This window comes from Mycobacterium sp. 20KCMC460 (assembly GCF_022179425.1).
GTDB lineage: Bacteria > Actinomycetota > Actinomycetes > Mycobacteriales > Mycobacteriaceae > Mycobacterium > Mycobacterium kiyosense.
In genome coordinates this window covers 5,540,409-5,565,806 of record NZ_AP025524.1, presented here as the reverse complement: position 1 = coordinate 5,565,806, position 25,398 = coordinate 5,540,409, and the positions used below count along the sequence as shown (strand labels likewise).

Sequence of the window (25,398 nt, the reverse complement as noted above, 5' to 3'; positions counted from 1 at the left end):
TCGCGGACGGAGGGGCCGGCTCATCGGCGCGGCCCGGCCGGCCGGATCAGGTCGTCGGGCAAGCCGGCCAGCACCGCGGCCATGTTGTAGGCGCTCATGCGTAGTTGCCCGTTGCTGCCCATTCGGGCGTAGTCCGAATGGCCGTAGGCGCGTTCGTGCAGTTGCCCGTCGCCGTATTCGTTGGGCGGCGCCACGCCCGTCCCGGTCGACAGTGGCATCATCCCCGGCACGTCCTGCAAAGCCGGGCCGAACGCGCCGAATCCGGGAATGGTCTGCGCCACATAGTCGTTCACGCCGTTCAGGTAGAACGCGTGGCCGGGCTGTACGCCCAGCTGAGACGCGTCGGTGAGTTCGCCGCCCGGCGAACCGTACAGGACGACGTCGCTCACCGGTGCGCCCTGCTGCAGGGCCAGGCTGGTGACCAGCGAGCCGTAGGAGTGGCCGAACGCGGTGATGTGTTGATCGGCAACGTTACTCGCCGCGGCAAGCCCTTTGTAGAAGCGGTTGAGTTTGTCGGCTCCGTCGCGGGCATGCCAGTCGTGCGTGACGTCGCGCAGGCTGTCGGGTGCGTCGTATCCCAGCCAGGCGATGGACGCGACCGCGCCGGGATTGCTGCGGTGCGCCGCCGTGCGGAGTTCGCGCGCTTTGTCCCGCTGTGCCGCAGCCTGATTCGTCACGTCGAAGACGCTGGCACTGACCCGGGTGTTCAAGCCGCCCACCATGACGCCGACGCACTCGGCGTTGTCGACGTCGCCGACTCCGACCGCCGCCAGCACCTTTCCGGCAAGCCCGGTGGTGTCCAACAGGATCAGGCTGGATCCGGGATTGGCGTCCAGGGCGCTGCGCAGCGCCCGCAGGTCGGCCATCTTCTCCGGATCGGTGTGCCAGAGGCCGGCGCCGTCGAACCAGCCTCGCTGCAGACGGGTGATTTCGTGTTGCAGCACCGGCAGATTGAGCCGGCTGCGGACGGCGACTGGAATACCGTCGAGGTTGCGGATGGCGTCCGGGGCCGATTCCTCGACCCGGTCCTGCTGGCTCGGTGTCAATGCATGCCACCAGCTGCTCACCTGATCGGGGGTGCTGCCGCTGGGCGGCAGCGCCGGCAGGCCGGTCGGTTGGTGACCGAGTTGCGCGCTGAGCTGGTCGGGGGAGAGATCGCCGTCAGCGCCGCGGATCGCCGCCGCCAGATCTTCATCGGCGATCTCGGCCGACACCAACAGATTCCACATACTTTCGGTGAGCCTGAGCGCCGCGTCCAGGATGCGCTGCTGGTCGTCGGCGGGCAGCGAGGTGAAGTCGGAGGGCGGCAGCACCGCGCCGCTCTCGTCGTCGATGACCACCCGGCTGTACCGGGCCAGATCGCGGATTGTGCTCAGCTGCAGCTTGATTGCGGTGACTTCGTCGGCGGACTGCTCGGCGGCGCGCGCGACGGCTTCGCAGGCGTCGGCGTGGCCGTCCAGAACCAGTGCGGTGTGCCGGGTGGCTGCTTGCGCCGCGTCGGCGGTGTCGCCGCCGAAGTTCAGCAGCCGCATCGTCTCCGTGACCGCCGCCGAGGCGGTGCGGGTGCCATGTGCGCGCCGGATCGCCGCGTCGAACACGGCACGGATCGCCTCGGGATCCCAGCGCTCGATATCGGCCGGGGTCACGGTCATGGCGCCGACCGACCGGTCAGCTGTGCCGCGCCGGCGTGCTCCAGCTCAGCGAAACCGGCTGCAGCACAATGCATCCCAGCCGCATGCTGGTCAATGCGACCAAGGTGGTCAGCACTCGAGGCCGTCCAGCCGTCCAACAGCCCCGACAGGGCGCCGGCCGAAGCGCCCACCCAGCCGGGCTGGGCGCCGTCGGCGTCGGTGTGACACGCCTGCTGCAGATCCAGCAACGCCTGGCCGTGGTCGGCCAGCGCCGTCCCAACCTGGGCGAGCACGTGGGGAGCCACGCGCAGTTCTTCCGCCATACCATCCGTCCTCCGCCGAGGTGAACTTCCGGCGAAAGCGTGGCAGCGGTCAAAACGACGGGCCACTCACTGCGGTGGCCCGTGTGGATTACCCGATGTGGTGTCTGTGGATTACTTGCGAGGCTTGCGCGGCTTGCGCTTGATGGCGACCCCGCCCCACAGCGAGAAGCCGTGGATCCGGATGTTGGGTGCGCCCGGGCTGCCCTCGCCGACCACCGACTGGTCGAAGTTGCCCATGATCCCGTGGCCGTCGATCTCGACGTTGACCTCCGGCGGCAACAGGATGGTTTGCGCGCTCATGATCGAGTACGCGTGGATCTCGACCTCGGTGGAGGTGAAGTCGGCGTAGCGCAGGTCCACCACCCCGCTGCCCCAGAACGTGAAAGTGGTCAGCTTCTTCGGCACGTTCCAGCGCCCGCGGCGCTCGAAGCCGCTCATGATGGCCAGCAGCAGCGTGGACGGCGCCGGATTGCAGCTACCGCCGCGGCGCTCGCTCACCACGGTGCCCGGCAGGTCGGCGCGTAACTGATCGAGTTCCCGGTACGTCGTCGCCGCGTAGGCCTTGGTCAGCCGATCTTCGTACTCGTTGAGCTGCAGGCGGCCCTGCTCGGCGGCGTAGGCCAGCAACTGCGCAATCTGGATGCGATCGGTGTCCTCTGCGCGCGACAGCTCGTCGCGTAAGGCCTTCACATTACGTTGGGCTGGGTTGGTCATCTCACAGGCGAGCTTACGACTTCATATTTTTGCTGCAAGAGGGTTTGGCTAAACTGCAATCTTCGCGCCGTCGGCCCAGTCCTATTCCGGTGCAGAAGCCCAGCTGGGGGGCCGTTTCTGTAAGAATGCCAGCATCCCTTCGCGTGCTTCGTCGGAGACGAACAGTCGGGCCGACTCCTCGGTGAGCCGCTGCGCGTCGCGGTCGAAACCATCCAGCACGGCCGCGGTGGTCAGCGCCTTGGACGCCGCCAGGCCCTGCGGTGACCCGCGGCCGACGTCGGCGACCAGCCTGGCCACCGCGGCGTCCACGTCGTCGGCGGCCAGGCTGATCAACCCGATCTCGGCGGCTTCGCTGGCGCCGAACGTTTCTCCGGTGAGGTAGTAGCGCGCCGCCGCCCGCGCCGACAGTTTCGGCAGCAGGGTCAGCGAGATGATCGCGGGCGCGACGCCGATCCGGGCCTCGGTCAGGGCAAAGGTGCTCCTGGGTCCGGCGACCACGATGTCGCACGCCCCGACCAGACCGAACCCGCCGGCCCGCACATGCCCGTTGACGGCGCCGATCACCGGCAGCGGCGAGGAGACGATGCTGCGCAGCAGCGTGGTCATCTCCTGGGCCCGCGCCACCGCCAGTTCGTAGGGGTCGCCGCTGCCCGCTTCGCTGAGGTCGGCGCCGGCGCAGAACGTGCCGCCGGTGTGCCCCAGCACCACCACCCGCACCGCCGGGTCCGCCGCGGCGGCCCGCAGGCCGTCGTGCAACTGGGTGACCAGGGCGGTCGACAGGGCATTGCGGTTGTGCGGGGAGTTCAGCGTCAGCCGTGCGACGACACCGACGCGTGCGTAGTCGACCAGGGTGTCCATCAGTAGGAGCGGGGCAGGCCCAGCGAGGTCTGCGCGACGAAGTTCAGCACCATCTCGCGGCTGATCGGCGCGATCCGCGCCAGCCGAGCTGACGACATCATGGCGGCCACGCCGTACTCCTTGGTCAGCCCGTTGCCGCCCAGCGACTGAACGGCCTGGTCCACCGCGCGGTTGGCGGCCTCGGCCGCGGCGTACTTGGCCATGTTGGCCGCCTCGGCCGCGCCGGCGTCGTCACCGCTGTCGTAGAGCGTCGCGGCCTTCTGCATCATCAGCTTGGCCAGCTCGACCTCGATGTGACACTGCGCCAACGGATGTGCCAGGCCCTGGTGCGCCCCGATCGGGGTGGACCAGACCTTGCGTGTGTTGACGTATTCGACAGCCTTGCCGAGTGCGCAGCGCCCCATGCCGACCGCGCTGGCCGCGCCCATGATGCGTTCGGGGTTCAGGCCGGCGAAAAGCTGTGCGATGGCGGCGTCTTCGGCGCCGACCAGGGCATCCGACGGTAGCCGCACGTCGTCGATGAAGACCTGGAACTGCCGTTCGGGGCTGACGATCTCCATGTCGATCGGGGTGTAAGTGAAGCCCGGGGTGTCGGTGGGCACCACGAACAGCGCCGGCCGCAGCTTGCCGGTTTTCGCTTCCTCGGTGCGCCCGACCACCAGCACCGCCTGGGCCTGGTCGACGCCGGAGATGTAGACCTTCTGGCCCTTGAGGATCCAGTCGCTGCCGTCGCGGCGGGCGGTCGTGGTGATCTTGTGCGAGTTGGAGCCCGCGTCGGGTTCGGTGATGGCGAACGCCATGGTCAGCGTGCCGTCGGCGATGCCGGGAATCCAGCGCTTCTTCTGCTCCTCGGTGCCGAACTTGCTGATGATGGTGCCGTTGATGGCCGGTGACACCACCATCAGCAGCAGTGCGCTGCCGGCGGCCGCCATCTCCTCCATCACCAGCGACAGCTCGTACATGCCGGCGCCGCCGCCACCGTACTCCTCGGGCAGGTTCACCCCGAGAAAGCCGAGTTTTCCTGCCTCGCTCCACAATTCGTCGGTGTGTTCCTGGGCGCGCGCCTTCTTCAGGTAGTACTCGGCGCCGTAGCCGGACGCCCATTCGCGCACCGCCTTGCGCAATGCCTGACGGTCTTCGCTCTCGATGAAACTGGTGTCGGTCATTGGGGATCCCCTTCTGCTTGCGGTGCTTCGGGTGTTTCGACGCGCGCCAATAGGGCGCCGACTTCGACTTGTTGGCCGGCTTGGACGTTGAGTTCGGCGAGTACGCCGTCGTTCGGTGCGGCGATGGTGTGTTCCATCTTCATGGCTTCCAGCCAGATCAGCGGCTGGCCGGCGGTGACCGTGTCGCCGACGTCGGCGCCGACGCGGATCACGTTGCCGGGCATGGGCGCAACCAGCGACCCCTGCTCGACGGAAGATCCGGGCTCGGGATAGCGCGGTAGTACGTGCAGGTGCACGGGTCCGCGTGCCGAGTCGACGTAGACGTCGTGACCGTAGCGGGAGACGGCGAAGCCGACCGCGACCCCGTGTTCGGCCAGCACCACCTGATCCGGCGTTGCCGACACCAACTGCACGGCAGGGTCATCGGGAAGGGCCAAACCCGTTCTGGTGTAACGGTATCGGACCAGTTGTTCGTTGTCGTCGTCGTCCCGGTAGGCCTTGGACTGAAAGCCCGATGCCAGATTGCGCCAGCCGCTGGGAACGGCGGCCAGCACGGTGGCAGCGGCGCGGTTGTGCGCCGCGTCGGCCAGCGCGGCGGCGAGTGCCGACAACCGGACCGCCTGGGCATCGGCCAGCGGTGCGGCCAGCTCGGCCAGCCCGTGCGTGTGGAAAAACGCTGTGTCGGTGGCGCCGTCGAGGAAGGCGGGCTGGCGCAGCACGTTGACCAGCAGTTCACGGTTGGTGCGCAGGCCGTGCAGGTGGGCGCGGGCCAGCGCGTCGGCGAGCACCAGCGCCGCTTGCCGGCGAGTCGGGGCCCAGGAGATCACCTTGGCCAGCATCGGGTCGTAATGGATCGAGACCACGGAGCCGTCGACGATGCCCGAGTCGAGCCGGATCCCGGTCCGGTGTCCAAGGGCGCCGAACTCGGCTCGCACCGACGGCAGGTGGATGGCGTGCACCTGGCCGGCCTGCGGCTGCCAGCCGCGTGCGGGGTCTTCGGCGTAGAGTCGCGCTTCGATCGAATGTCCTTGTGTCACCGATGGTTCGGCGCCCAGCTTGCCGCCGCCGGCGACGTCGAGCTGCAACTCGACCAGGTCCAGCCCGGTGGTCTCCTCGGTGACCGGGTGCTCGACCTGCAGCCGGGTGTTCATCTCCAGGAAGAAGAACTCGCCGTGGTCGTCGGCCAGGAACTCCACGGTGCCCGCGCCGCTGTAACCGATCGCGGCGGCCGCCAGCCGGGCCGCTTCGAACAGCTTGGCACGCATCCCCGGAACACGCTCCACCAGCGGCGAGGGGGCCTCTTCGATCACTTTCTGGTGGCGCCGCTGGATGGAGCATTCCCGTTCACCGACGGCCCAGACTGTGCCGTGGTTGTCGGCCATCACCTGGACCTCGATGTGGTGCCCGGCGGGCAGGTAGCGCTCGCAGAACACCGTCGGGTCGCCGAATGCCGACTGCGCTTCGCGCTGGGCCGCCTCGACTTCGCCTGGTAGTGCGGACAATTCGCGTACCACACGCATGCCCCGACCGCCGCCGCCGGCAGAGGCCTTGACCAGTACCGGCAGCTGCTGCTGCGTGACGGTGGCCGGGTCGAGTTCCTCGAGCACCGGGACTCCGGCCGCCGACATCAGCTTCTTGGATTCGATTTTGGAGCCCATGGCGCGCACCGCGTCCACCGGTGGCCCGATCCAGGCCAGGCCGGCGTTCTGCACGGCAGCGGCGAATTCGGCGTTCTCCGAGAGGAATCCGTAGCCGGGGTGCACGGCGTCGGCGCCCGCGGCTTCGGCCGCCGCGATGATGGCCTCGGCGTTGAGGTAGTCGTTGGTGTTGAGCAATCGGACCCGGGCATCGGCCTCGCCGACGTGCGGGGATGTGGAGTCCGGTTCGGTGTAGACCGCGACGGTGCCCAGACCGAGCCGACGGCAGGTGGCGAACACCCGCCGGGCGATCTCACCGCGATTGGCGACCAGCACTCGAGTAATCATGGGGCTCACATCCGGAAGACGCCGAAGTTCGGCGTCCCCTCGATCGCGCCATTCGCTATGGCGGACAGACAGATTCCCAGCACCGTGCGAGTGTCGCGGGGGTCGATCACCCCGTCGTCGTAGAGCATTCCGGAGAGCACCATGGGCAGCGACTCGGCTTCGATCTGGCCTTCGACGGCGGCCCGCATGGCGGCGTCGGCCTCTTCGTCGACCTGCTGACCGCGGGCCTCGGCAGCCGCCCGGGCCACGATCGACAGCACCCCCGCCAGCTGGGCGCCACCCATCACCGCGGATTTGGCGGTGGGCCAGGCGAACAGGAACCGGGGGTCGTAGGCGCGGCCGCACATGCCGTAGTGCCCGGCGCCGTAGGATGCGCCGATCAGCAGCGAGATGTGCGGGACCTTCGAGTTGGACACAGCGTTGATCATCATCGAGCCGTGCTTGATCATCCCGCCCTCCTCGTAGTCCTTGCCCACCATGTAGCCGGTGGTGTTGTGCAAGAACAACAGTGGTGTGTCGTAGCGGTTGGCCAGCTGGATGAACTGGGTGGCCTTCTGCGATTCCTCGCTGAACAGCACGCCGCGGGCATTGGCCAGGATGCCGATCGGATAGCCGTGCAGCTGCGCCCAGCCGGTCACCAGCGACGACCCGTACAGCGGTTTGAACTCGTCGAATTCGGAGCCGTCGACGATCCGGGCGATCACCTCGCGCGGGTCGAACGGGATCCGCAGGTCCGCCGGGACGATGCCGATGAGTTCCTCGGTGTCGAACAGCGGTTCGGTCACCGGACGCGGCTGCGGGCCTTGCTTGCGCCAGTTGAGCCGGGCCACGACGCGGCGGCCGATGCGGATCGCGTCGAATTCGTCCTGGGCGAAGTAGTCGGCCAGACCTGATACCCGGGCATGCATTTCGGCGCCGCCCAGTGATTCGTCGTCGGATTCCTCACCGGTGGCCATCTTCACCAGCGGGGGACCGGCCAGGAACACCTTGGAGCGTTCCTTGATCATCACCACATGATCCGACATGCCCGGGATGTAGGCGCCACCGGCGGTCGAATTGCCGAAAACCAGTGCGATGGTCGGTATTCCGGCCGCCGAAAGGCGGGTCAGGTCGCGGAACATCCGGCCGCCGGGAACGAAGATCTCTTTCTGCGTCGGCAGGTCCGCGCCGCCGGACTCGACCAGCGAGATCACCGGGAGCCGGTTCTCGAAGGCGATCTGGTTGGCCCGCAGGATCTTCTTCAAGGTCCACGGGTTGCTGGTGCCGCCCTTCACCGTGGGGTCGTGGGCGGCGATCATGCATTCGACGCCTTCGACGACGCCGATTCCGGTGACCGCGCTGGCGCCCACCTTGAACGGACTGCCCCAGGCCGCCAGGGGGCTCAACTCCAGGAACGGGGAGTCCGCGTCGACCAGCAGTTCGATTCGCTCCCGGGCGGTCAGCTTGCCCCGGGCATGATGGCGTTCAACGTATTTGGGTCCGCCGCCTTCGACAGCGTTGGCCAGTTCGGCGGCGATCTCGTCGAGTTTGGTGGTCGCCGCCGCGGCGGCCTCGGTGAAAGCGTCGGCAGCGGGATCGAGCGTGGACCGCAGAATCATTGCCAGCTCCGGCGATGCAGAGCGAAGCGATGAGGAAAAGGAGCTGTGATCATTGTTGATACCCCAGGAGTTTGGCGGCCAATGCGGTCATGATCTCGGTGGTGCCCCCGCCGATACCCAGGATCCGCATGTCCCGGTACTGGCGTTCGATCTCGGATTCGGCCATATAGCCCATCCCGCCGAACAATTGGACGCCCTGGTTGGCGACCCACTCGCCGGCTTCGACGGCGGTGTTCTTGGCGAAGCACACCTGCGCAATCAGGTTCGTCTCGCCGGCCAGTTGCCGCTCCACCACATTGCGTGAATAGACACGGGCGACGTCGACGCGGCGAGCCATCTCGGCCAGCGTGTTCTGCACCGCCTGGCGCGAGATCAGCGGCCGGCCGAAGGTCTCCCGGTCCCGGCACCACTGCGCGGTGATGTCCAGGCACCGCTGCGCACTCGAATAGGCTTGTGCGGCAAGGCCGATCCGCTCGGAGACGAATGCCTGCGCGATCTGGCCGAAGCCGCTGTTCTCGGCGCCGACCAGGTTGGCCACCGGCACCCGTACATCGGTGTAGGACAGTTCCGCGGTGTCCGAGGACCGCCAGCCCATCTTGTCCAGCTTGCGGGTCACCGCGAACCCGGGTGTGTCCTTATCGACCACCAGCAGCGAAACCCCGGCAGCGCCGGGGCCGCCGGTGCGGACCGCGGTCACCACGAAGTCCGCGCGCACCCCGGAGGTGATGTAGGTCTTGGCGCCGTTGACGACGTAGTGGTCACCGTCGCGCACCGCCGAGGTCCGCAGGTGCCCGACGTCCGAGCCACCGCCCGGCTCGGTGATGGCCAGCGCACCGATCTTCTCGCCGGCCAGCGTCGGGCGCACGTAGGTCTCGATCAACCGCTCGTCGCCGGAGGCGATGATGTGCGGCACCGCGATGCCGCAGGTGAACAACGAGGCGAAAACCCCGCCGGGCGCGCCGGACTGGTGGAACTCCTCGCAGATCACCACCGCGTCGGCGCCGTCGCCGTCACCGCCGCCGACCGCGGCGGGAAAGTTGGCGCCCAGCAGGCCCGCTTCGCCGGCGCGGCGGTGCAGTTCGCGAGGCAGGTCGCCGGTGCGCTCCCACTCGTCGACGTGCGGCAGGACCTCCCGTTCGACGAAGGAGTGGACCGTTTTTCGCAGCTGCTCGCGCTCCGGTGTGGTCCAGATGGTCATAACAGCGCCTCCGGAATGTCGACGTGGCGGCTGCGCAACCATTCGCCCAGCCCCTTGGCCTGCGGATCAAAACGCGCCTGGTAGGCAACGCCCTGGCCGAGGATTCCCTCGATCACGAAGTTCACCGCCCGCAGGTTGGGCAGTACATGGCGGGTGACGTCGAGCTCGGCGGCCTCGGGTAGTAGTTCCTTGAGCAACTCGACGGTCAAAGTATGTGCGAGCCAGCGCCATTGGTCGTCGGTGCGTACCCACACCCCGACGTTGGCCGAGCCGCCCTTGTCGCCGCTGCGGGCCCCGGCGATCAGCCCCAGCGGGACGCGGCGGGCCGGTCCGGGCGGCAGCGGGTCGGGCAGCGGCGCGGCAGCGGTCGGCGCCAGCGTCAAAGTCTGTTCAGCACAGGGGATTTCGACGCGGGTGCCATCGGCATGCACGGCGACGTGCGGCACCAGGGCGGCATCCACGTAGCCCGGTGTGAAGACCCCGTACACCTGGCCGTCGCCCGGCGGCGTGGTGGCGGTGAAGCCCGGATAACTGGCCAGCGCCAATTCGACTGCGGCGCCGGAGAATTTGCGTCCCACGTTGGCGGGATCGGGATCGCGGACCACGCAGCTGAGCAGCGCGCTGGCGGTCTCCTCGGTGTCGGCGTCGGGGCGATCGGTGCGCGACAGCGTCCACTGCATCTCGGCAGGCTTGACCGTCAGGGTGGCCTCGAGCTGGCGTCGCACCAACTCCGCCTTGGCCTCGATGTCCAACCCGGTCAACACGAACGTCATCGCGTTGCGGAACCCGCCGATGCTGTTCAGCGACACCTTCAGCGTGGGCGGCGGCGGCTCGCCGATCACGCCGCTGATCCGTACCCGGTCGGGCCCGTCCGAGGACAGGGAGATGGTGTCCATCCGCGCCGTCACGTCCGGGTTGGCGTATCGGGCGCCGGCGATCTCGTAGAGCAGCTGGGCGGTTACGGTGTCGACGCTGACCAGACCACCGGTGCCCGGGTGCTTGGTGATCACCGCGGAGCCGTCGGCCGCCACCTCGGCCAGCGGGAAACCGGGGTAGGTCAGGTCGGGGATCTCGGTGAAGAAGGAGAAGTTGCCGCCGGTGGCCTGGGTGCCGCACTCGATGATGTGTCCGGCGACCACCGCGCCGGCCAGTGCGTCGTAATCGTTACGGCCCCAACCGAAGTGCGCGGCGGCGGACCCGACGATCACCGAGGCGTCGGTGACCCGCCCGGTGACCACCACGTCGGCCCCGGCCCGCAGACAGTCCGCGATGCCCCAGCCGCCCAGGTAGGCATTCGCCGTCAGCGGCGAACCCAGACCGAGTTCGGCGGCGCGCGGCTGCAGGTCGTCACCCTCGACGTGGGCCACCCGGGCCGGGATGCCCAGGCGCTGCGCCAAGGCGCGTACCGCGTCGGCCAGCCCGGCGGGATTCAGCCCGCCGGCGTTGGCGACGATGCGCACGCCGCGCTGGTGAGCCAGTCCCAAGCAGTCCTCGAGTTGGGTCAGGAAGGTCTTGGCGTAACCGCGTTCGGGGCTTTTCATCCGGTCGCGGCCCAGGATCAGCATGGTCAGTTCGGCCAGGTAGTCCCCGGTGATGTAGTCGACGTCGCCGCCGGTGAGCATCTCGCGCATCGCCGAGTGCCGGTCGCCGTAGAAACCGGAGCAGTTCGCGATCCGGACGGCGTCCAGAGCTGCCATGCGCATCCTCCCGGGATCGGCGTGAACACGACCAACCAACCGGTAGGTTAGCCCGTCTGTCGGGTGTCCCGTCAACCGGCACCGCCCCGGGATGAGGCGCCGCGGCCGAAGTCATTTTGGTGAGCGGCAGGCCCACCGACTATCCTGATCGACAACTGTCGCCACATCCGGTCAGCAACGGCCCCTGCGACACGCCCCACCCGAAAACCCGATCGAGGAGTAAGGCCCGACCATGGCCACACCCAAGCGCAGAATGTCGCGCTCGAATACCCGCAGCCGGCGCTCGCAGTGGAAGGCCACCTCGACCGAGCTGGTGGGCGTCAACGTCGCAGGTCACAAGCACAAGGTGCCGCGCCGGCTGCTCAAGGCCGCACGCCTGGGCCTGATCGACCTCGACAAGCGCTGACCCGACGGTCGGCGCTGGATTGACCGGCTGCGCAGCAGCGCCTCCTCGTCGGGCGTCGGCGCGCCTCTCAGCCCAGTCTCAGGCGCTCGTACGAAACTAGGCTCCGTGCGAATACTTGTCGTCGACGACGATCGCGCCGTGCGCGAGTCGCTGCGCAGGTCGCTCTCCTTCAACGGCTACTCGGTTGAGCTGGCCCATGACGGGGTGGAGGCTCTCGAGCGGATAGCCAGCGACCGGCCCGATGCGGTCGTTCTGGACGTGATGATGCCCCGGCTGGACGGCCTGGAGGTGTGCCGGCAGCTCCGCAGCACCGGCGACGACCTGCCGATTCTGGTCCTGACCGCCCGCGACTCGGTTTCCGAGCGCGTCGCGGGTCTCGATGCCGGAGCCGACGACTACCTGCCCAAACCGTTCGCGCTCGAAGAGCTGCTGGCCCGGATGCGCGCGCTGCTGCGCCGGACCAAGCCCGAGGACGCCGCCGACTCGGTGGCGATGGTCTTCTCCGATCTGACCTTGGACCCGGTAACCCGCGAGGTCACCCGCGGTCAGCGTCGCATCAGCCTGACCCGCACCGAGTTCGCCCTGCTGGAGATGCTGATCGCCAATCCGCGCCGGGTGCTGACCCGCAGCCGCATCCTGGAGGAGGTATGGGGATTCGACTTCCCCACCTCGGGCAACGCGCTCGAGGTGTACGTCGGGTACCTGCGCCGTAAGACCGAGGCCGACGGCGAGCCGCGGCTGATCCACACCGTGCGCGGGGTGGGTTACGTGCTACGCGAAACGCCGCCCTGATGCTTTCGCTCCGCCGCAAGAGGCGCGTGCCGCTGCGCGCGACGAGCTCGCTGTCGCTGCGGTGGCGGGTGATGCTGCTGGCGATGTCGATGGTCGCCCTCGGCGTGGTGCTGATGTCGTTCGCCGTCTATGCGGTGATCTCGGCTGCCCTCTACAGCGACCTGGACAATCAACTGCAGAGCCGCGCGCAGCTGCTGATCGCCAGCGGCTCGCTCGCCGCGGACCCGGGCAAAGCCATCGAGGGCACCGCCTACTCGGACGTCAACGCGATGCTGGTGAACCCGGGCCGGTCCATCTACACCGCCAACCAGCCGGGGCAGACCCTGCCGGTCGGCTCGCCGGAGAAGGCGGTCATCCGCGGTGAGTTGTTCATGTCCCGTCGTACCGCCTCCGACCAGCGGGTACTCGCCATCCACCTACCCAACGGCAGCTCGCTGTTGATTTCCAAGAGCCTCAAACCCACCGATCACGTCATGGCCAAACTCCGGTTCGTGCTGCTGATGGTCGGCGGGGTCGGCGTCGCGGTGGCCGCGGTTGCCGGGGGCATGGTCACCCGCGCGGGGCTGCGACCGGTCGGGCGTCTCACCGAGGCCGCCGAGCGGGTGGCCCGCACCGACGACCTGCGGCCCATCCCGGTGTTCGGCAGTGACGAGCTGGCCCGGCTCACCGAGGCGTTCAACCTGATGCTGCGGGCGCTGGCCGAATCGCGCGAGCGGCAGGCGCGCCTGGTCACCGACGCCGGGCACGAACTGCGCACCCCGCTGACGTCTTTGCGCACCAATGTCGAGCTGTTGATGGCCTCGATGGAGCCCGGCGCCCCCCGGCTGCCCGAGCAGGAGATGGTCGACCTGCGCGCCGACGTGCTGGCGCAGATCGAGGAATTGTCCACGCTGGTCGGCGATTTGGTGGACCTGACCCGCGGCGACGCCGGTCAGGTGGTGCACGAGCCGGTCGACCTGGCCGAGGTGGTCGACCGCAGCCTGGAACGAGTTCGCCGGCGGCGCAACGACATTCACTTCGACGTCGATGTCGTTCCCTGGCAGGTCTACGGCGATTCCGCGGGTTTGTCGCGGGCGGCGCTGAACCTGATGGACAACGCGGCCAAGTGGAGCCCGCCGGGCGGGCGAGTGGGCGTCGTGCTGCGCCAGCTCGATCCGTCGCACGCCGAACTCGTGGTGTCCGACCAGGGGCCGGGAATCCCGCCCCAAGAGCGGCGCCTGGTGTTCGAACGCTTCTACCGGTCCACCTCGGCGCGCGCGATGCCGGGCTCCGGTCTGGGTCTGGCGATCGTGAAACAGGTGGTGCTCAACCACGGTGGATCACTGCGCGTCGAGGACACCGATCCCACCGCTCAACCGCCGGGAACCTCGATTCACGTGCTGTTACCCGGCCGGCCGATGCCGCCGGGCGCCTACCCCCCGGCTGCCGCGGAAATGCGGCACGAAGAAACTGGTCACAACGAGAACTCACGGGGTTCGGCGAACGTTATCTCAGTGGACTCTTAGTCCGCGCGCGGACGCTGGTTGCAGTTAGTGTTGAAAACCTGAGCCATGCAAGCCACGCATGTTCTAGGCCGTAAGCAAGCCCCACGTAGTAGTAGAGGAAGAGCGTCTTAGCGCCATGACGAATCACCCGAGGTATTCGCCACCGCCGCAACAGCCGGGTTACAGTGCCGCGTCCAACCAGCCGGTGCCGCCCGCCTATGCCCAGGGGCAGCAAAGCTACAACCAGCAGTTCGACTGGCGCTACCAATCGGCCACGCAGCCGGAGTACCGATCCTTCGACCCGCTGAGCGGCACCGGGGGACGCCCGGTTCCCAGCGGGACCGGGCCCGGCCCGATACCCGGCGGAACCGGCGCCCGCACCATTCCCGGTGGCACCGGGGTCGGTCCGGTCCCCGGCGCAACCATGCACGGCCCCCTACCGGGAGCGACGATGTCGGGCCCCATCCCCGGCATGTACCCGCCGATGGGTCCCCCGCCGCGGCGACGCCGTTCGGGCGGACTGATCTTCGGCGCGCTGGCCATCGCGGTGGTGTCGGCGGGAATCGGTGGCGCGGCGGCGACGGTGGTCGAGCTGGGGCATCAGTCCGGCGGCGCGCACGGCACCACGGTGGCCTCGGGTTCGGCGCCCAGCGTCCCGGCGGCGAACATGCCGCCCGGCTCGGTGGAACAGGTCGCGGCCAAGGTGGTGCCCAGCGTCGTGATGCTGGAGACCGACCTGGGGCGTCAGTCCGAGGAAGGTTCCGGAGTCATCCTGTCCGCTGACGGTCTGGTCCTGACCAACAACCACGTCGTGGCCGCCGCCGCGAAACCGCCGGCCGGCAGCCCGCCGCCGAAGACCACGGTGACGTTCTCCGACGGGCACACCTCCTCTTTCACCGTCGTCGGAGCGGACCCGACCAGCGATATCGCCGTCGTGCGGGTGCAGGGCGCCTCCGGGCTCACCCCGATCCAGATGGGTTCATCGGCGGGTCTGCGGGTGGGGCAGCCGGTGCTGGCCATCGGCTCGCCGCTGGGACTGGCGGGTACCGTCACCACCGGCATTGTCAGCGCACTCAACCGGCCGGTGTCGACCACCGGTGAGGCCGGCAACCAGAACACCGTGCTCGACGCGATTCAGACCGACGCCGCCATCAACCCGGGCAACTCCGGCGGTGCACTGGTCAACATGAACTCGCAACTCGTCGGCATCAACTCGGCGATCGCCACGCTGGGCGCTGACTCCGGTGACGCGCAGAGCGGCTCGATCGGATTGGGCTTCGCGATCCCGGTCGACCAGGCCAAGCGCATCGCCGACGAGTTGATCAGCACTGGTAAGGCTTCGCACGCTTCGCTGGGCGTGCAGGTGACCACCGACAAGGGCGTCCCCGGCGCCAAGGTGATGGAGGTCGTCGCCAACGGCGCCGCCGCCAACGCCGGGGTGCCCAAGGGGGTCATCGTCACCAAAGTCGACGACCGTACGATCAACAGCGCCGACGCGTTGGTCGCCGCGGTGCGTTCCAAAGCGCCGGGGGACAAGGTGTCGCTGACATTTGAGGATCCTGCCGGCGGGAGCCGCACGGTGCAGGTCACGCTCGGAAAGGCGGATCAGTGATGAAGGCCGAGGGGCAGCTGTCCGACCTCGGATATACGGTCGCACCCATGGAACAGGACGCGGAGCTGGTTGTCGGCCGGGCGCTGGTGGTGGTCGTCGACGATCGCACCGCGCACGGCGACGAGGACCACAGCGGCCCGCTGGTCACCGAGTTGCTCACCGAGGCGGGGTTCGTCGTCGACGGTGTCGTGGCGGTCGAGGCGGACGAGGTGGAGATCCGCAATGCGTTGAACACCGCCGTGATCGGCGGGGTCGACCTGGTGGTCTCGGTCGGCGGGACCGGCGTCACGCCGCGCGACGTCGCCCCGGAAGCCACCCGCGACATCCTGGACCGGGAGATCCTGGGCATCGCCGAGGCCATCCGCGCTTCCGGCCTGTCCGCCGGCATCACGGACGCCGGCTTGTCCCGCGGGCTGGCCGGGGTCTCCGGCAGCACGCTGGTGGTGAACCTGGCCGGTTCGCGCTACGCCGTGCGGGACGGTATGGCGACCCTGAACCCCCTGGCAGCCCACATCATCGGGCAGCTGTCCAGCCTCGAGATCTGAGGCTGCCTCCGGCTCAGCGGTCGCCGCGCGGTCCGTAGTTGGGCGGCGGCGACAGCGGAACCTCGCCGGCTGCGGGTGCGCCGCCGTGCCGGCCCGAGGAGGCTGCGCCGTTGGTTTGCGCGAGCAGATCGCGGATCTCCTCCAGCAGCACGACCTGTGCGTCGTCGGCCTGCTCCACCTCGCCCTGCTTGCGCAGTTTGCTGTACGGCAACACGATCAGGAAGTACACCACCGCGGCGACCAGGAAGAAGTTGATCGCGGCCGACAGCACCGTGTTGAGGTCGATGTAGAGGTCGGTGCCCGGGATGTGCAGGTTGAGGATGCCGTGCTTCGACTCCTGGTTGAAGCCGACCGAGCTCACCAGTGGGTTGATGACGCTGTCGGTGAAGCTCTTGACCAACGCCGTGAACGCGGTACCGATGACGACCGCGACCGACAGGTCGATGATATTGCCCCGCGAGAGAAACTCCTTGAACCCTTTGAGCATGGGACGTCCTTTCTGCAGTGGGCTTCGGTTGATCTCAGAATTCCTACCCCAGGGCAAACCTAACCCAGTCGGCGCGATTTGCCACGACTAAGTGTGGGGCGCGCCTTTGCGGCGGCAGTTCCGGTCAGTGCGAACGCTGCTCGGATTCGCCGCCCGGGTACACCGAGTCGACCAGGATCGAGAAGGCTTGTCGGATCTCGGAATCGGGTAGCTCGACCAGTTCCTGATGTGCGCGCGCGGCATGGCTCGCGGCCGCGGCCCTGATGCCGGGCAGTTCGCCCGAGGCTTCGACAGAACCCAGATGCACCGTGACACCGACCAGGTGCCCCAACCGCCCCATGCGGGCAATCACGTCGTCCGGCGCGCCGGCGCACAGCGCACCCAGCCGCCCACACGCCGCGAGCAGCGAGCCGGATTTCTCCCGCGCAATGCGCAAGTGGTGCTCGGCGTTTTCGAAATGTGTTGCAGTATAACGTTTCTGACGCATTTGACCGGTGACCACTTCGGCGAACGTCTCGGCGATCACGCCGAAGGCTTCCGGGCCCAGCCGCGAGCCCAGGCGCGAGGCTGTCGCGTACCGGTGGTCGCCGGTGAGAATGGCCGAGCTGACCCGTGCGCGGTAGGCGGCCCTGCCCTCGGCGCCGCCGTCTTCGGAGGCGGCGTCTTCGGCAACGTCGTCTTCGTCTTCGGCAACGTCGTCTTCGTCTTCGGCAACGTCGTAGTGGCACAGGGTGGCCTGGTGCATCAACTCGAGTGCTGCGCCGACGGTCGTGACCTGCCACGCGTCTGGGTCGGGGCCCAGTTGTGCGGCCAGGACGGTGAACAGCGCTCGCAGCTGGGTGGTTGCGGCAACGACGTCGTCCTGCGTGACGCCGTCGTGTACGACGTCGTCGTCCAGGGCGAGTTCGCGGTCGATCAGGTCTGCGATCCGGGAGACACCGTCGCGCACGCCGGCGGCGAACCGGGCGTCGTCCAGCCGACGGCACGCGTTCTCGGATGCAGAGCTCACGCGTACAACATAGGGGCTGGGCCGGTATCGCGCTGAGTTGCCTTGTTGCCGGCAGCGATTCGTGCGTGTCAGTGCAGCACGACGGTCACCGTCTGACCCAGCGCCGCGCCCGCGACCGCGGCGGCCAGCCGGGCCGGCAGCGCCACCAACACCACGCGGTCGTCGCTGTCGGTGTGCGTCTTGGATCGAGCCGAGATCAGCACCACCGTCGCATCGGCGGCCAGCACGCGGGAGGATGCCGACGCCTCGCCGGCCGGTGCGGCCAGGACGTCGACCACATCGCCGACCCTGACCAGGTCGATCAGCGCGGAGTCGGCGAGGTGCAGCGGCACGATCCGGGCGCCCGGCCCCGCCGTCGACTCGGCCAGCCGGCTGCCCAGCAGCCGCACATCGGTGATCACTTCGCCGCGGCGGGCCGGACTGGCCAGCGTGGAACCCAGTGCGGTTTCCAGCTTCGCTTGCGAGCCGTCGGGAACGGTCGTGCTCAACCGTCTTTCCAGCCGCACGTCGTCCGGGGTCAGCGCGGTTCCCGAGGTCAGGTCGTGGCTGGCCACCAGCACGTCGACCCGGTCGCCCTCGGGATTGGCGCGGAGCGCCGCGATGCCTGCCAGCACCACGAGCGCAGCGGCAGCGACCCGCCGGGCCAGCACGGTGCGCGCCCAATCCGGACGCACGAGCGCGCCGATCCGGTCGATCAGCGAAGGGTTGAGCGTCGGTGACTCCCGCACGTCCGCCACGTTAGGTGGCGTAGCGCGCCGATGGGGTCCGCGGGGCGACGGGGGTGTGGATAACCGGTCTAGCTGGATGCCGCGGCCGCGGCGGGCGCAGGCGAGCTGCTGGCCTTCTCACCGGACCCCGACGACTTGCTCTCACCCGAGGCCGACGACTTGGTGTCGCCGGAGCCCGAGCCGTTGGACCCCGAATCGCTGGACGAGGAGCCGTTGGTCGAACTCTTCTTGCTCGCCTCGCGACTGTCGGTGCGGTAGAACCCGCTGCCCTTGAAGACGACCCCGACCGAGTTGAACAATTTGCGCAGCCGGCCGGAGCACTGGTCGCAGGTGGTCAGCGCGTCGTCGGTGAAGGCCTGCACCTTGTCGAAGCGGTGGCCGCACTCGGTGCACGCGTAGCTGTACGTGGGCACAAAAACCTCCGGATGATGAGTAAGTCTGAGTTAGCACTCTACCGTCTTAAGTGCTAGAACCGCCACGTGATCGCAATCATTCCCGGATCGGCAGTGCGATCAGTCCCAACGTCGGGGTGAGCGCATGCGTCATCGGCACATCATGCGGTTCGCACGGCAACTCGTCGACCAGTTCCGTGTCGCGCACCACCGCAACCAGGCGGGCCCGCGGATTGCGCAGCGGCAGCGACAGGTCGTAGAAGCCGCGTCCGCGGCCCAGCCGTACGCCGCGCCGGTCGACCGCCAGCGCCGGCAGCAGCACCAGATCCGCTTCGGCCAGGGCTGTGGCCGCAAGCCACGGCCCGGGCGGTTCGCGCAGCCCCCACCGCGCGGTCACCAGGTTTCCGGTTCGGTATTCCCCCCACTGCAGGGGCTCCGCGGCGTCGTTGGTCGAGGTGCGCGCCACCGGCAAAAGCACCCTGGCGGCGCGGCTCAGCAACGCGTCGAGCATGGCGATCGAACCCGGCTCCGACCCCACCGCCACGTAGGCACAAACCGTGCTGCCGCTGGTCACCGCTGCCTCGAGGTGGTGGGTGAGCATCGCGGCCTCGGCGGCGCGGACGTCGTCGGCAACTTCTGACCGGGCCGCGCTCAGCCGTTCTCGCCAGGCAGCCTTACTCGCTGCGCCACCGCCGTCGGTCATGCCGTCCACCATGACAGCTGCGGTGTTCCCGGCGCCACAGCGTCGCAGCAGGTTATGGTGTGAATCGATGTCACTACCCTCGCCAAACCCGATCCCGTTCACGGCGATCGTCCCCGCTGCCGGACTGGGAACGCGCTTCCTCCCCGCGACCAAGACGGTGCCCAAGGAACTGCTTCCCGTCGTCGACACGCCGGGCATCGAGCTGGTCGCCGCGGAGGCCGCCGACGCCGGTGCCGAACGGCTGGTGATCATCACCTCCGAAGGCAAGGACGGCGTGGTCGCCCATTTCGTCGAGGACCTGGTGCTGGAGGGCACCCTCGAGGCCCGGGGCAAGAAGGCCATGCTGGCCAAGGTCCGCCGGGCGCCCGCGCTGCTCAAGGTCGAGTCGGTGGTGCAGGCCGAGCCGCTCGGGTTGGGCCACGCCATCGGCTGCGTGGAACCGACGCTGTCGGCCGACGAGGACGCGGTGATGGTGCTGCTCCCCGATGACCTGGTGCTCCCGACCGGGGTGTTGGAGACGATGTCGCAGGTGCGCGCGCAGCACGGCGGCACGGTCTTGTGCGCCATCGAAGTCGAGCCCGACGAGATCAGCGCCTACGGCGTGTTCGACGTCGAGCCCCTGGCCGGTGACGCAGGGGCCGCCAACCCCGATGTCCTCAAGGTCAAGGGCATGGTCGAGAAGCCCAAGACCGAGGATGCTCCGTCGCTGCTCGCAGCAGCCGGGCGCTACGTGCTCGACCGGGCGATCTTCGACGCGCTACGCCGCATCGACCGCGGCGCCGGCGGTGAGGTGCAGCTGACGGATGCCATCGCGCTGCTGATCTCCGAGGGGCATCCGGTTCACGTCGTGGTGCACCGCGGATCCCGACACGACTTGGGAAATCCCGGCGGCTACCTCAAGGCTGCGGTTGACTTTGCTTTGGATCGTGACGACTACGGCCCGGAACTTCGGCGGTGGTTGGTAGCGCGATTGGGCCTGACCGAACAGTAGGCGCAAGCCGGCGGCAGGAAGGCGCACTGTGCGTTCTGTGGAGGAGCAGCAGGCACGGATCTCGGCAGCCGCTGTGGCTCCGAGGCCGATCAAGGTTGCCATTGCCGAGGCGCAGGGACTGTTGTGCGCCGAAGAGGTGGTGACCGAACGCCCGCTGCCCGGGTTCGATCAGGCCGCCATCGACGGCTACGCGGTGCGCAGCGTCGACGTGCTCGGGGTCGGCGATTCGGGACCGGTCGAAGTCGCGTTCGGCGGCGAGGGCGGCGAGATCGGTGTCGAAGGTCGTGAGGTGGTGACCCTACCGGTGATGGGGACCATCGAGGCCGGCGCGCGCACGCCCAGCCGGCTGCAGCCCCGCCAGGCAGCCCGGGTGCAGACCGGTGCGCCGCTGCCGACGCTCGCCGACGCCGTGCTGCCGTTGCGCTGGACCGACGGGGGGATGAACCGGGTGCGGATCCTGCGCGGTGCGCCGTCGGGCGCATACGTGCGGCGCACCGGTGACGACGTGCAGCCCGGTGATGTGGCGGTGCGGTCGGGGACGATCATCGGTGCCGCCCAGGTCGGACTGCTGGCGGCGGTCGGCCGGGAGCGGGTGCTGGTGCATCCACGGCCGCGGGTGTCGGTGATGGCCGTCGGCGGCGAGCTTGTCGACATCTCCCGCAACCCCGGCAACGGGCAGGTCTACGACGTGAACTCCTACGCGCTGGCAGCCGCCGCCCGCGATGCCGGTGCCGAGGTGAACCGTGTCGGCATCGTCAGCAACGACCCCAAGGAACTCGGCCAGGTGGTCGAGGGGCAGCTCAACCGGGCCGAGGTGCTGGTGATCGCCGGGGGAGTGGGCGGCGCCGCGGCCGAAGGGGTGCGTGCGGTGTTGTCCGAACTCGGGGACATGGAGGTGGTCCGGGTCGCGATGCATCCGGGCTCCGTCCAGGGATTCGGGCAACTGGGCCGAGACGGTGTGCCGACCTTTCTGCTACCGGCCAATCCGGTGAGCGCGCTGGTGGTGTTCGAGGTGATGGTCCGTCCGCTGATCCGGCTGTCGCTGGGCCGACGGCACCCGATGCGGCGGGTGGTACAGGCGCGCACGCTCTCGCCGATCACCTCGGTGGCCGGGCGCAAGGGGTATCTGCGCGGTCAGCTGATGCGTGATCAGGAGAGCGGCGAGTACCTGGTGCAGGCCCTGGGTGGCGGGCCGGGGGCGTCGTCGCATCTGCTGGCGACGCTGGCCGAGGCCAACTGCCTGGTGGTGGTTCCCAGTGGGGCGGAGCAGATCCGTACCGGGGAGATCGTCGACGTCGCCTTCCTGGCTCAGCACGGCTGAGCCCCACCGCGCGTGAACCTGCTGCGTTCCAGTGCCCGGCACCCGGGTTGGCCGATGACGGTGGGCCCGCTACGGGTTGCCGCGGGGGTGATCCGGCTGCGCGCGGTGCGGATGCGCGACGGCGCGCAGTGGAGCCGGATTCGGTTGTCGGATCGGGCGCACCTCGAGCCGTGGGAACCCAGCGCCGACGGTGACTGGGCGATCCGTCATTCCACTGCCGCGTGGCCGGCGGTGTGTTCGAGTCTGCGTGCCGAGGCGCGCAAGGGCCGGATGCTGCCCTACGCGATCGAGCTGGACGGGCAGTTCTGCGGGCAGCTGACCATCGGCAACGTCACGCACGGGGCGCTGCGCTCAGCGTGGATCGGCTACTGGGTGTCCAGTGAATGCACCGGCGGCGGCGTGGCAACCGGAGCCGTAGCGCTGGGCCTGGATCACTGCTTCGGCCCGGTGCGACTGCACCGGGTGGAGGCCACCGTGCGCCCGGAGAACGCGGCCAGCCGCGCCGTGCTGGCCAAGGTCGGGTTCCGGGAAGAGGGCCTACTGCGCCGATATCTCGAGGTCGACCGCGGTTGGCGCGACCATCTGCTGGTGGGGCTGACGGTGGAAGAGGTGTACGGGTCGGTGGCATCGACGCTGGTCAGGGCCGGTCGCGCCAGCTGGGTCTGAGCCCGGGGGCGCGGCCGGCCGGGCGTCTCGAAGGGCGCTGGGAGGCGCTGGGAGGCACTGGGACACGATCCGGGCGCGCTTTTGCTGAGTAAATCGAAATAAAAGTGTGGCTGGCGTGACATATGTGGCGTGTGATGCTTGAAAGAGGCAAATTACAGGTGTGTAATTGCCCTGGTCACGACAGACCCGGCCGCGCTGGCCAACGAGGTGCCTCGCGGATAGCGGAACCGAAGAGAGCAGGTCATCATGCCAAGCATCCCGCAGTCGTTGTTGTGGATCTCGCTTGTGGTGCTCTGGTTGTTCGTGCTGGTGCCGATGCTGATCAGCAAACGGGACGCGGTACGGCGCACCAGCGATGTGGCCCTGGCGACCAGAGTCCTCAACGGCGGCGCCGGTTCCCGCCTGCTCAAACGGACCGGACCCGCCGCGGGTCACCGCACCGATCCCGACTGGCAGCCCGAGGAGGAGTGGGACACCGACCGCATCGACGGGGCCTACGCCGACGCTGACCAGGACCACGACGTCGACACCGACGTGGTGGTGGGCCAGCGGTCCGCCGTGGCGACGCTGACCAAGGCCGACAAGGCCGCAGCAGACGGCGGGGACGACTACCTCGACGTCGATATCGTCGACGAGGATGCGCCCGCACTGCCGGTGGGTGCCGGCGCCGCCGCTGCCGACGGCGCGGCGCTGCTCGTGGTCAAAGACGAGGTAGCCGAGGACGAGGCCGAGCCTGTCGACGAAACCGGCACCGAGACCGAAACCGACGCGGACCTCGCCGAGGACGAGTACGAATACGTCGACGACTCTTCGGGTTTGGAGCCCGAGGAGGACGACGAAGAGGACGCGCCGCTGACCTACGCGTCGGGTGCGTCGCGGCGCCGCCGCTACGACAACAAGACCGCTGCGGCGGTCAGCGCCCGCAAGTACGCCTTCCGCAAGCGGGTGCTGGTGGTGATGGCGCTGGTCCTGGTCGGTTCGGCCATCGCGGCGTTCGAGGTGACCTCGCTGGCCTGGTGGGTGTGCGGGATCGCCACCACGATCACCCTGTTCTACCTGGCCTACCTGCGGCGGCAGACCAAGATCGAGGAGCAGGTGCGGCGGCGGCGGATGCGCCGGATGGCCCGCGCGCGCATGGGTGTGGAGAACACCGAGGACCGCGACTACGACGTGGTGCCCTCGCGGCTGCGGCGCCCGGGCGCGGTGGTCCTCGAGATCGACGACGAGGACCCGATCTTCGAGCACCTGGACTACGCGGTGGCCGCCCGCAACTACGGTTGGCCGCGCGACCTTCCCCGCGCCGTCGGCCAGTAGCCCGCGGTTCGGCCCAACGGGCCAGCGGCTGGTAGCCTGCTAGCGGTCAGGGGCTATGGCGCAGTTGGTAGCGCGACTCGTTCGCATCGAGTAGGTCTGGGGTTCGATTCCCCATAGCTCCACAACTTGACCAGCGGTTTCGCTGGCCGGACATTTCAAGAATTGCCTGCGTGTCGCAGTCGTGCCGCAGCAGATTCGATCGCCGCGTCCAAATTCGCCGCTACGGCGTCCAGGTCGTCGTCGAACAAGTCGGCATAGACGTCGAGCGTCATCGACGCCTTCGCGTCCCCAGCATCCGCTGCACTGCCTTGACGTTGGCTCCCGCCGACACAGCGAGCGAGGCTGCGGTGTGCCTCAGGTCGTGCGGTGTGATCGTCGGGAACTCGGGGGTGCTCGGTATGCCGCTGGCTGCGGTCTCCTTCGCCCGTTGTTCCAGCGCGGCCTCCTGGCACGTCTCCACGGCGGACTGAAAGACGCGGCCGCGGTAGTTGGAATTCCGCAGCACCCCGCCGGCCTTGTGTGGTCAACGCCGAAGACGTGGGAGCGGCGCTCGGTGCCATTCCCAGCGCACCAGCTTCGGTGACCGGCCGTGACACGTTGACGCGGCGGCGCAGCATATCGAAGTCGCACACCCGCAGCGCCGCCATCTCGCCCCACCGCAATCCGGTGTAGGCAAGGAACCGAATGACCTCCGGTTGGCGGTCAACGGCCGCGGCCAGCGCGGCCACATGCACATGGCTCAGGTAACCCCGGTCGGCGTGCTGACGCTTAGGCAGCCGCACACCCTGGCACGGGTTGCGGGCAAGGCCGCCGTCCTCGACAGCCGCGCCGAGCACCTGCCGCAGCAGCCCGAACGCATTCTCCATTGTCGGTACACCAGCACCTTCCGCTGCCATGGCCGCAACCCACGCGCGGACCGCCGCTGTCCGTACGTCGGCCACCGCCATGTCGCCCCACTGCGGTTCAACGCGGCTACGCCAACTGCTGCGCCGCGACGCCACTGTCTCAGGCAACACGTGCGCCTGCGCCGCCGACCACACCGCGTAGACGGCGGCGACGGTGACCTTTCCGGCCGAAGGCGCAACATAACTGCCCGTCGCGAACTTGGCGGTCACCTCGGTATCGAGCCACGGCTGCGCGGCCGCCTTCCGTTCAAAAACCTTGCCGTGCTCACGGCCCGCATCGTCCACATACATTGCGCGCCAACGCTTCCCCTTGCCATGCGTGGCGCGGTGCACCGTCGTGGCATTGCCATCGGCATCGCGCACTGTTTTCGTCCAACGGTCCTCCACGCCAGCGCGCCGATTGCGTTTCGTTGCCATGTCTGTCCGCCCTGGTAGCTAGTGGGCTTTCCACCAACATGATGCACTGTGCAACCGAAGTGCCCAACGCGTTGAACGAATTGCAAAAGTTCTGTGCGCCAGGTCAACATGACTACTAAGTCTGTTCCAGGTAATTGCCTTCGGCAACGTCGACAACAACCACGACCTCGCCGAACTGGACAACTCCTCTTGCGGCCGGAACCCTGGGTGCCTGTGGTTGCAAGGTGAATGTGCAGGTCACACCGCTTGTGGCCGTCCTATGCCTACGTGCCGTGCACGCCGAGATTGGTTGCGGTGCAACCACCAAATGGTGGCATAAGCGCAATTCCGTTGCTAGATAACGCCTTTTGTACGTGGGCGCTGTCAACGGCGTGCTGCACCATTGGCACCTAGAGCGCCCTAACTGATGGCGCGCCAACACAAGGAGCAACGGAATGCCCCCGAGTCAACCGCCAC

25 protein-coding genes and 1 tRNA gene are annotated in these 25,398 nt (G+C 68.5%); 11 read left to right on the top strand and 15 right to left on the bottom strand.

The features are described 5' to 3' along the window. Positions 1-20: 20 nt before the first annotated feature. The 9 genes from MKCMC460_RS25570 to MKCMC460_RS25530 all read right to left on the bottom strand — a co-directional run bounded on the left by MKCMC460_RS25570 (position 21) and on the right by MKCMC460_RS25530 (position 11,170). A complete protein-coding gene (locus MKCMC460_RS25570) occupies positions 21-1,652 on the bottom strand; it encodes an alpha/beta hydrolase (protein WP_238305015.1) in 1,632 nt (543 codons plus the stop codon). Further along, positions 1,649-1,954, bottom strand: coding sequence for a hypothetical protein (locus MKCMC460_RS25565; RefSeq protein WP_236977850.1), 306 nt, complete (start codon positions 1,952-1,954; stop codon positions 1,649-1,651). The genes MKCMC460_RS25570 and MKCMC460_RS25565 overlap by 4 nt, the downstream gene beginning before the upstream one ends. A gap of 111 nt (positions 1,955-2,065) precedes the next feature. Beyond that, complete coding sequence (locus MKCMC460_RS25560; protein WP_236977849.1) at positions 2,066-2,668, bottom strand: DUF1707 domain-containing protein; 603 nt, start codon at positions 2,666-2,668, stop codon at positions 2,066-2,068. An 81-nt stretch (positions 2,669-2,749) separates the two neighbouring features. Continuing rightward, positions 2,750-3,526: an enoyl-CoA hydratase family protein gene (locus MKCMC460_RS25555; protein ID WP_236977848.1), complete on the bottom strand. Its 777-nt coding sequence runs from the start codon at positions 3,524-3,526 to the stop codon at positions 2,750-2,752. Continuing rightward, a complete protein-coding gene (locus tag MKCMC460_RS25550; protein ID WP_238305013.1) occupies positions 3,526-4,692 on the bottom strand; it encodes an acyl-CoA dehydrogenase family protein in 1,167 nt (388 codons plus the stop codon). Before MKCMC460_RS25550 ends, MKCMC460_RS25555 begins: the two co-directional genes overlap by 1 nt. Next, entirely contained in the window at positions 4,689-6,677 is a 1,989-nt protein-coding gene (locus tag MKCMC460_RS25545; RefSeq protein ID WP_236977847.1) for a biotin carboxylase N-terminal domain-containing protein, read from the bottom strand. Before MKCMC460_RS25545 ends, MKCMC460_RS25550 begins: the two co-directional genes overlap by 4 nt. A 5-nt stretch (positions 6,678-6,682) precedes the next feature. Then, a complete protein-coding gene (locus MKCMC460_RS25540) occupies positions 6,683-8,272 on the bottom strand; it encodes an acyl-CoA carboxylase subunit beta (RefSeq protein ID WP_236984415.1) in 1,590 nt (529 codons plus the stop codon). A gap of 52 nt (positions 8,273-8,324) precedes the next feature. Next, positions 8,325-9,473, bottom strand: a complete 1,149-nt coding sequence (locus MKCMC460_RS25535; RefSeq protein WP_236977846.1) for an acyl-CoA dehydrogenase family protein — start codon at positions 9,471-9,473, stop codon at positions 8,325-8,327. Continuing rightward, entirely contained in the window at positions 9,470-11,170 is a 1,701-nt protein-coding gene (locus tag MKCMC460_RS25530; RefSeq protein WP_238305012.1) for an acyclic terpene utilization AtuA family protein, read from the bottom strand. Before MKCMC460_RS25530 ends, MKCMC460_RS25535 begins: the two co-directional genes overlap by 4 nt. Before the next feature lie 232 nt (positions 11,171-11,402). On the opposite strand from MKCMC460_RS25530, the gene rpmF reads away from it, so the two are divergent. From rpmF to MKCMC460_RS25505, 5 genes are all read left to right on the top strand, one after another. After that, on the top strand, positions 11,403-11,576 hold the full coding sequence (gene rpmF, locus MKCMC460_RS25525) for a 50S ribosomal protein L32 (protein ID WP_236977845.1): 174 nt from the start codon (positions 11,403-11,405) through the stop codon (positions 11,574-11,576). A 105-nt stretch (positions 11,577-11,681) separates the two neighbouring features. Then, positions 11,682-12,368 carry a two-component system response regulator MprA gene (gene mprA / locus MKCMC460_RS25520; RefSeq protein ID WP_236977843.1) on the top strand — a complete coding sequence of 229 codons (687 nt, stop codon included), beginning with the start codon at positions 11,682-11,684 and terminating at the stop codon, positions 12,366-12,368. Further along, entirely contained in the window at positions 12,368-13,873 is a 1,506-nt protein-coding gene (locus MKCMC460_RS25515; RefSeq protein WP_238305011.1) for a HAMP domain-containing sensor histidine kinase, read from the top strand. The genes mprA and MKCMC460_RS25515 overlap by 1 nt, the downstream gene beginning before the upstream one ends. 115 nt (positions 13,874-13,988) lie before the next feature. Further along, positions 13,989-15,464: a S1C family serine protease gene (locus MKCMC460_RS25510; protein WP_236977839.1), complete on the top strand. Its 1,476-nt coding sequence runs from the start codon at positions 13,989-13,991 to the stop codon at positions 15,462-15,464. Next, a complete protein-coding gene (locus tag MKCMC460_RS25505) occupies positions 15,464-16,009 on the top strand; it encodes a molybdenum cofactor biosynthesis protein B (RefSeq protein WP_236977837.1) in 546 nt (181 codons plus the stop codon). Before MKCMC460_RS25510 ends, MKCMC460_RS25505 begins: the two co-directional genes overlap by 1 nt. Positions 16,010-16,022: 13 nt before the next feature. Here the strand turns inward: MKCMC460_RS25505 and mscL are convergent, their stop codons facing one another. The 5 genes from mscL to MKCMC460_RS25480 all read right to left on the bottom strand — a co-directional run bounded on the left by mscL (position 16,023) and on the right by MKCMC460_RS25480 (position 19,328). Beyond that, complete coding sequence (gene mscL, locus MKCMC460_RS25500) at positions 16,023-16,496, bottom strand: large-conductance mechanosensitive channel protein MscL (RefSeq protein ID WP_236977836.1); 474 nt, start codon at positions 16,494-16,496, stop codon at positions 16,023-16,025. A gap of 124 nt (positions 16,497-16,620) precedes the next feature. Then, positions 16,621-17,505 (bottom strand): polyprenyl synthetase family protein, encoded by an 885-nt coding sequence (locus MKCMC460_RS25495; RefSeq protein ID WP_236977835.1) that lies wholly within the window; start codon positions 17,503-17,505, stop codon positions 16,621-16,623. A gap of 68 nt (positions 17,506-17,573) precedes the next feature. Continuing rightward, the gene (locus tag MKCMC460_RS25490) at positions 17,574-18,233 is read right to left on the bottom strand and encodes an SAF domain-containing protein (RefSeq protein ID WP_236977834.1); all 660 of its coding nucleotides are present in this window, start codon (positions 18,231-18,233) and stop codon (positions 17,574-17,576) included. Between the two features lie 68 nt (positions 18,234-18,301). Next, positions 18,302-18,646 carry an FmdB family zinc ribbon protein gene (locus MKCMC460_RS25485; RefSeq protein WP_236977833.1) on the bottom strand — a complete coding sequence of 115 codons (345 nt, stop codon included), beginning with the start codon at positions 18,644-18,646 and terminating at the stop codon, positions 18,302-18,304. A 76-nt stretch (positions 18,647-18,722) separates the two neighbouring features. Continuing rightward, positions 18,723-19,328, bottom strand: coding sequence for a 5-formyltetrahydrofolate cyclo-ligase (locus tag MKCMC460_RS25480; protein WP_236977832.1), 606 nt, complete (start codon positions 19,326-19,328; stop codon positions 18,723-18,725). A 67-nt stretch (positions 19,329-19,395) separates the two neighbouring features. Between MKCMC460_RS25480 and MKCMC460_RS25475 the strand changes: the two genes are divergently transcribed. From MKCMC460_RS25475 to MKCMC460_RS25455, 5 genes are all read left to right on the top strand, one after another. Continuing rightward, positions 19,396-20,319 (top strand): UTP--glucose-1-phosphate uridylyltransferase, encoded by a 924-nt coding sequence (locus tag MKCMC460_RS25475; RefSeq protein ID WP_236977831.1) that lies wholly within the window; start codon positions 19,396-19,398, stop codon positions 20,317-20,319. Positions 20,320-20,347: 28 nt separating this feature from the next. Further along, positions 20,348-21,640 (top strand): gephyrin-like molybdotransferase Glp, encoded by a 1,293-nt coding sequence (glp, locus tag MKCMC460_RS25470; RefSeq protein WP_238305010.1) that lies wholly within the window; start codon positions 20,348-20,350, stop codon positions 21,638-21,640. Positions 21,641-21,652: 12 nt separating this feature from the next. Beyond that, complete coding sequence (locus MKCMC460_RS25465) at positions 21,653-22,306, top strand: GNAT family N-acetyltransferase (protein ID WP_236977829.1); 654 nt, start codon at positions 21,653-21,655, stop codon at positions 22,304-22,306. A gap of 246 nt (positions 22,307-22,552) precedes the next feature. Further along, the gene (glpR, locus tag MKCMC460_RS25460) at positions 22,553-23,620 is read left to right on the top strand and encodes a gephyrin-like molybdotransferase receptor GlpR (RefSeq protein WP_236977827.1); all 1,068 of its coding nucleotides are present in this window, start codon (positions 22,553-22,555) and stop codon (positions 23,618-23,620) included. A gap of 49 nt (positions 23,621-23,669) precedes the next feature. Then, positions 23,670-23,742, top strand: a tRNA-Ala gene (locus MKCMC460_RS25455). 146 nt (positions 23,743-23,888) lie between these two features. On the opposite strand, the gene MKCMC460_RS25450 is transcribed toward MKCMC460_RS25455, so the two are convergent. Continuing rightward, positions 23,889-24,080, bottom strand: a complete 192-nt coding sequence (locus MKCMC460_RS25450; RefSeq protein WP_236984414.1) for a tyrosine-type recombinase/integrase — start codon at positions 24,078-24,080, stop codon at positions 23,889-23,891. A 235-nt stretch (positions 24,081-24,315) separates the two neighbouring features. On the opposite strand from MKCMC460_RS25450, the gene MKCMC460_RS25445 reads away from it, so the two are divergent. Further along, entirely contained in the window at positions 24,316-24,960 is a 645-nt protein-coding gene (locus tag MKCMC460_RS25445) for a hypothetical protein (RefSeq protein WP_238305009.1), read from the top strand. Positions 24,961-25,398 lie beyond the last annotated feature (438 nt).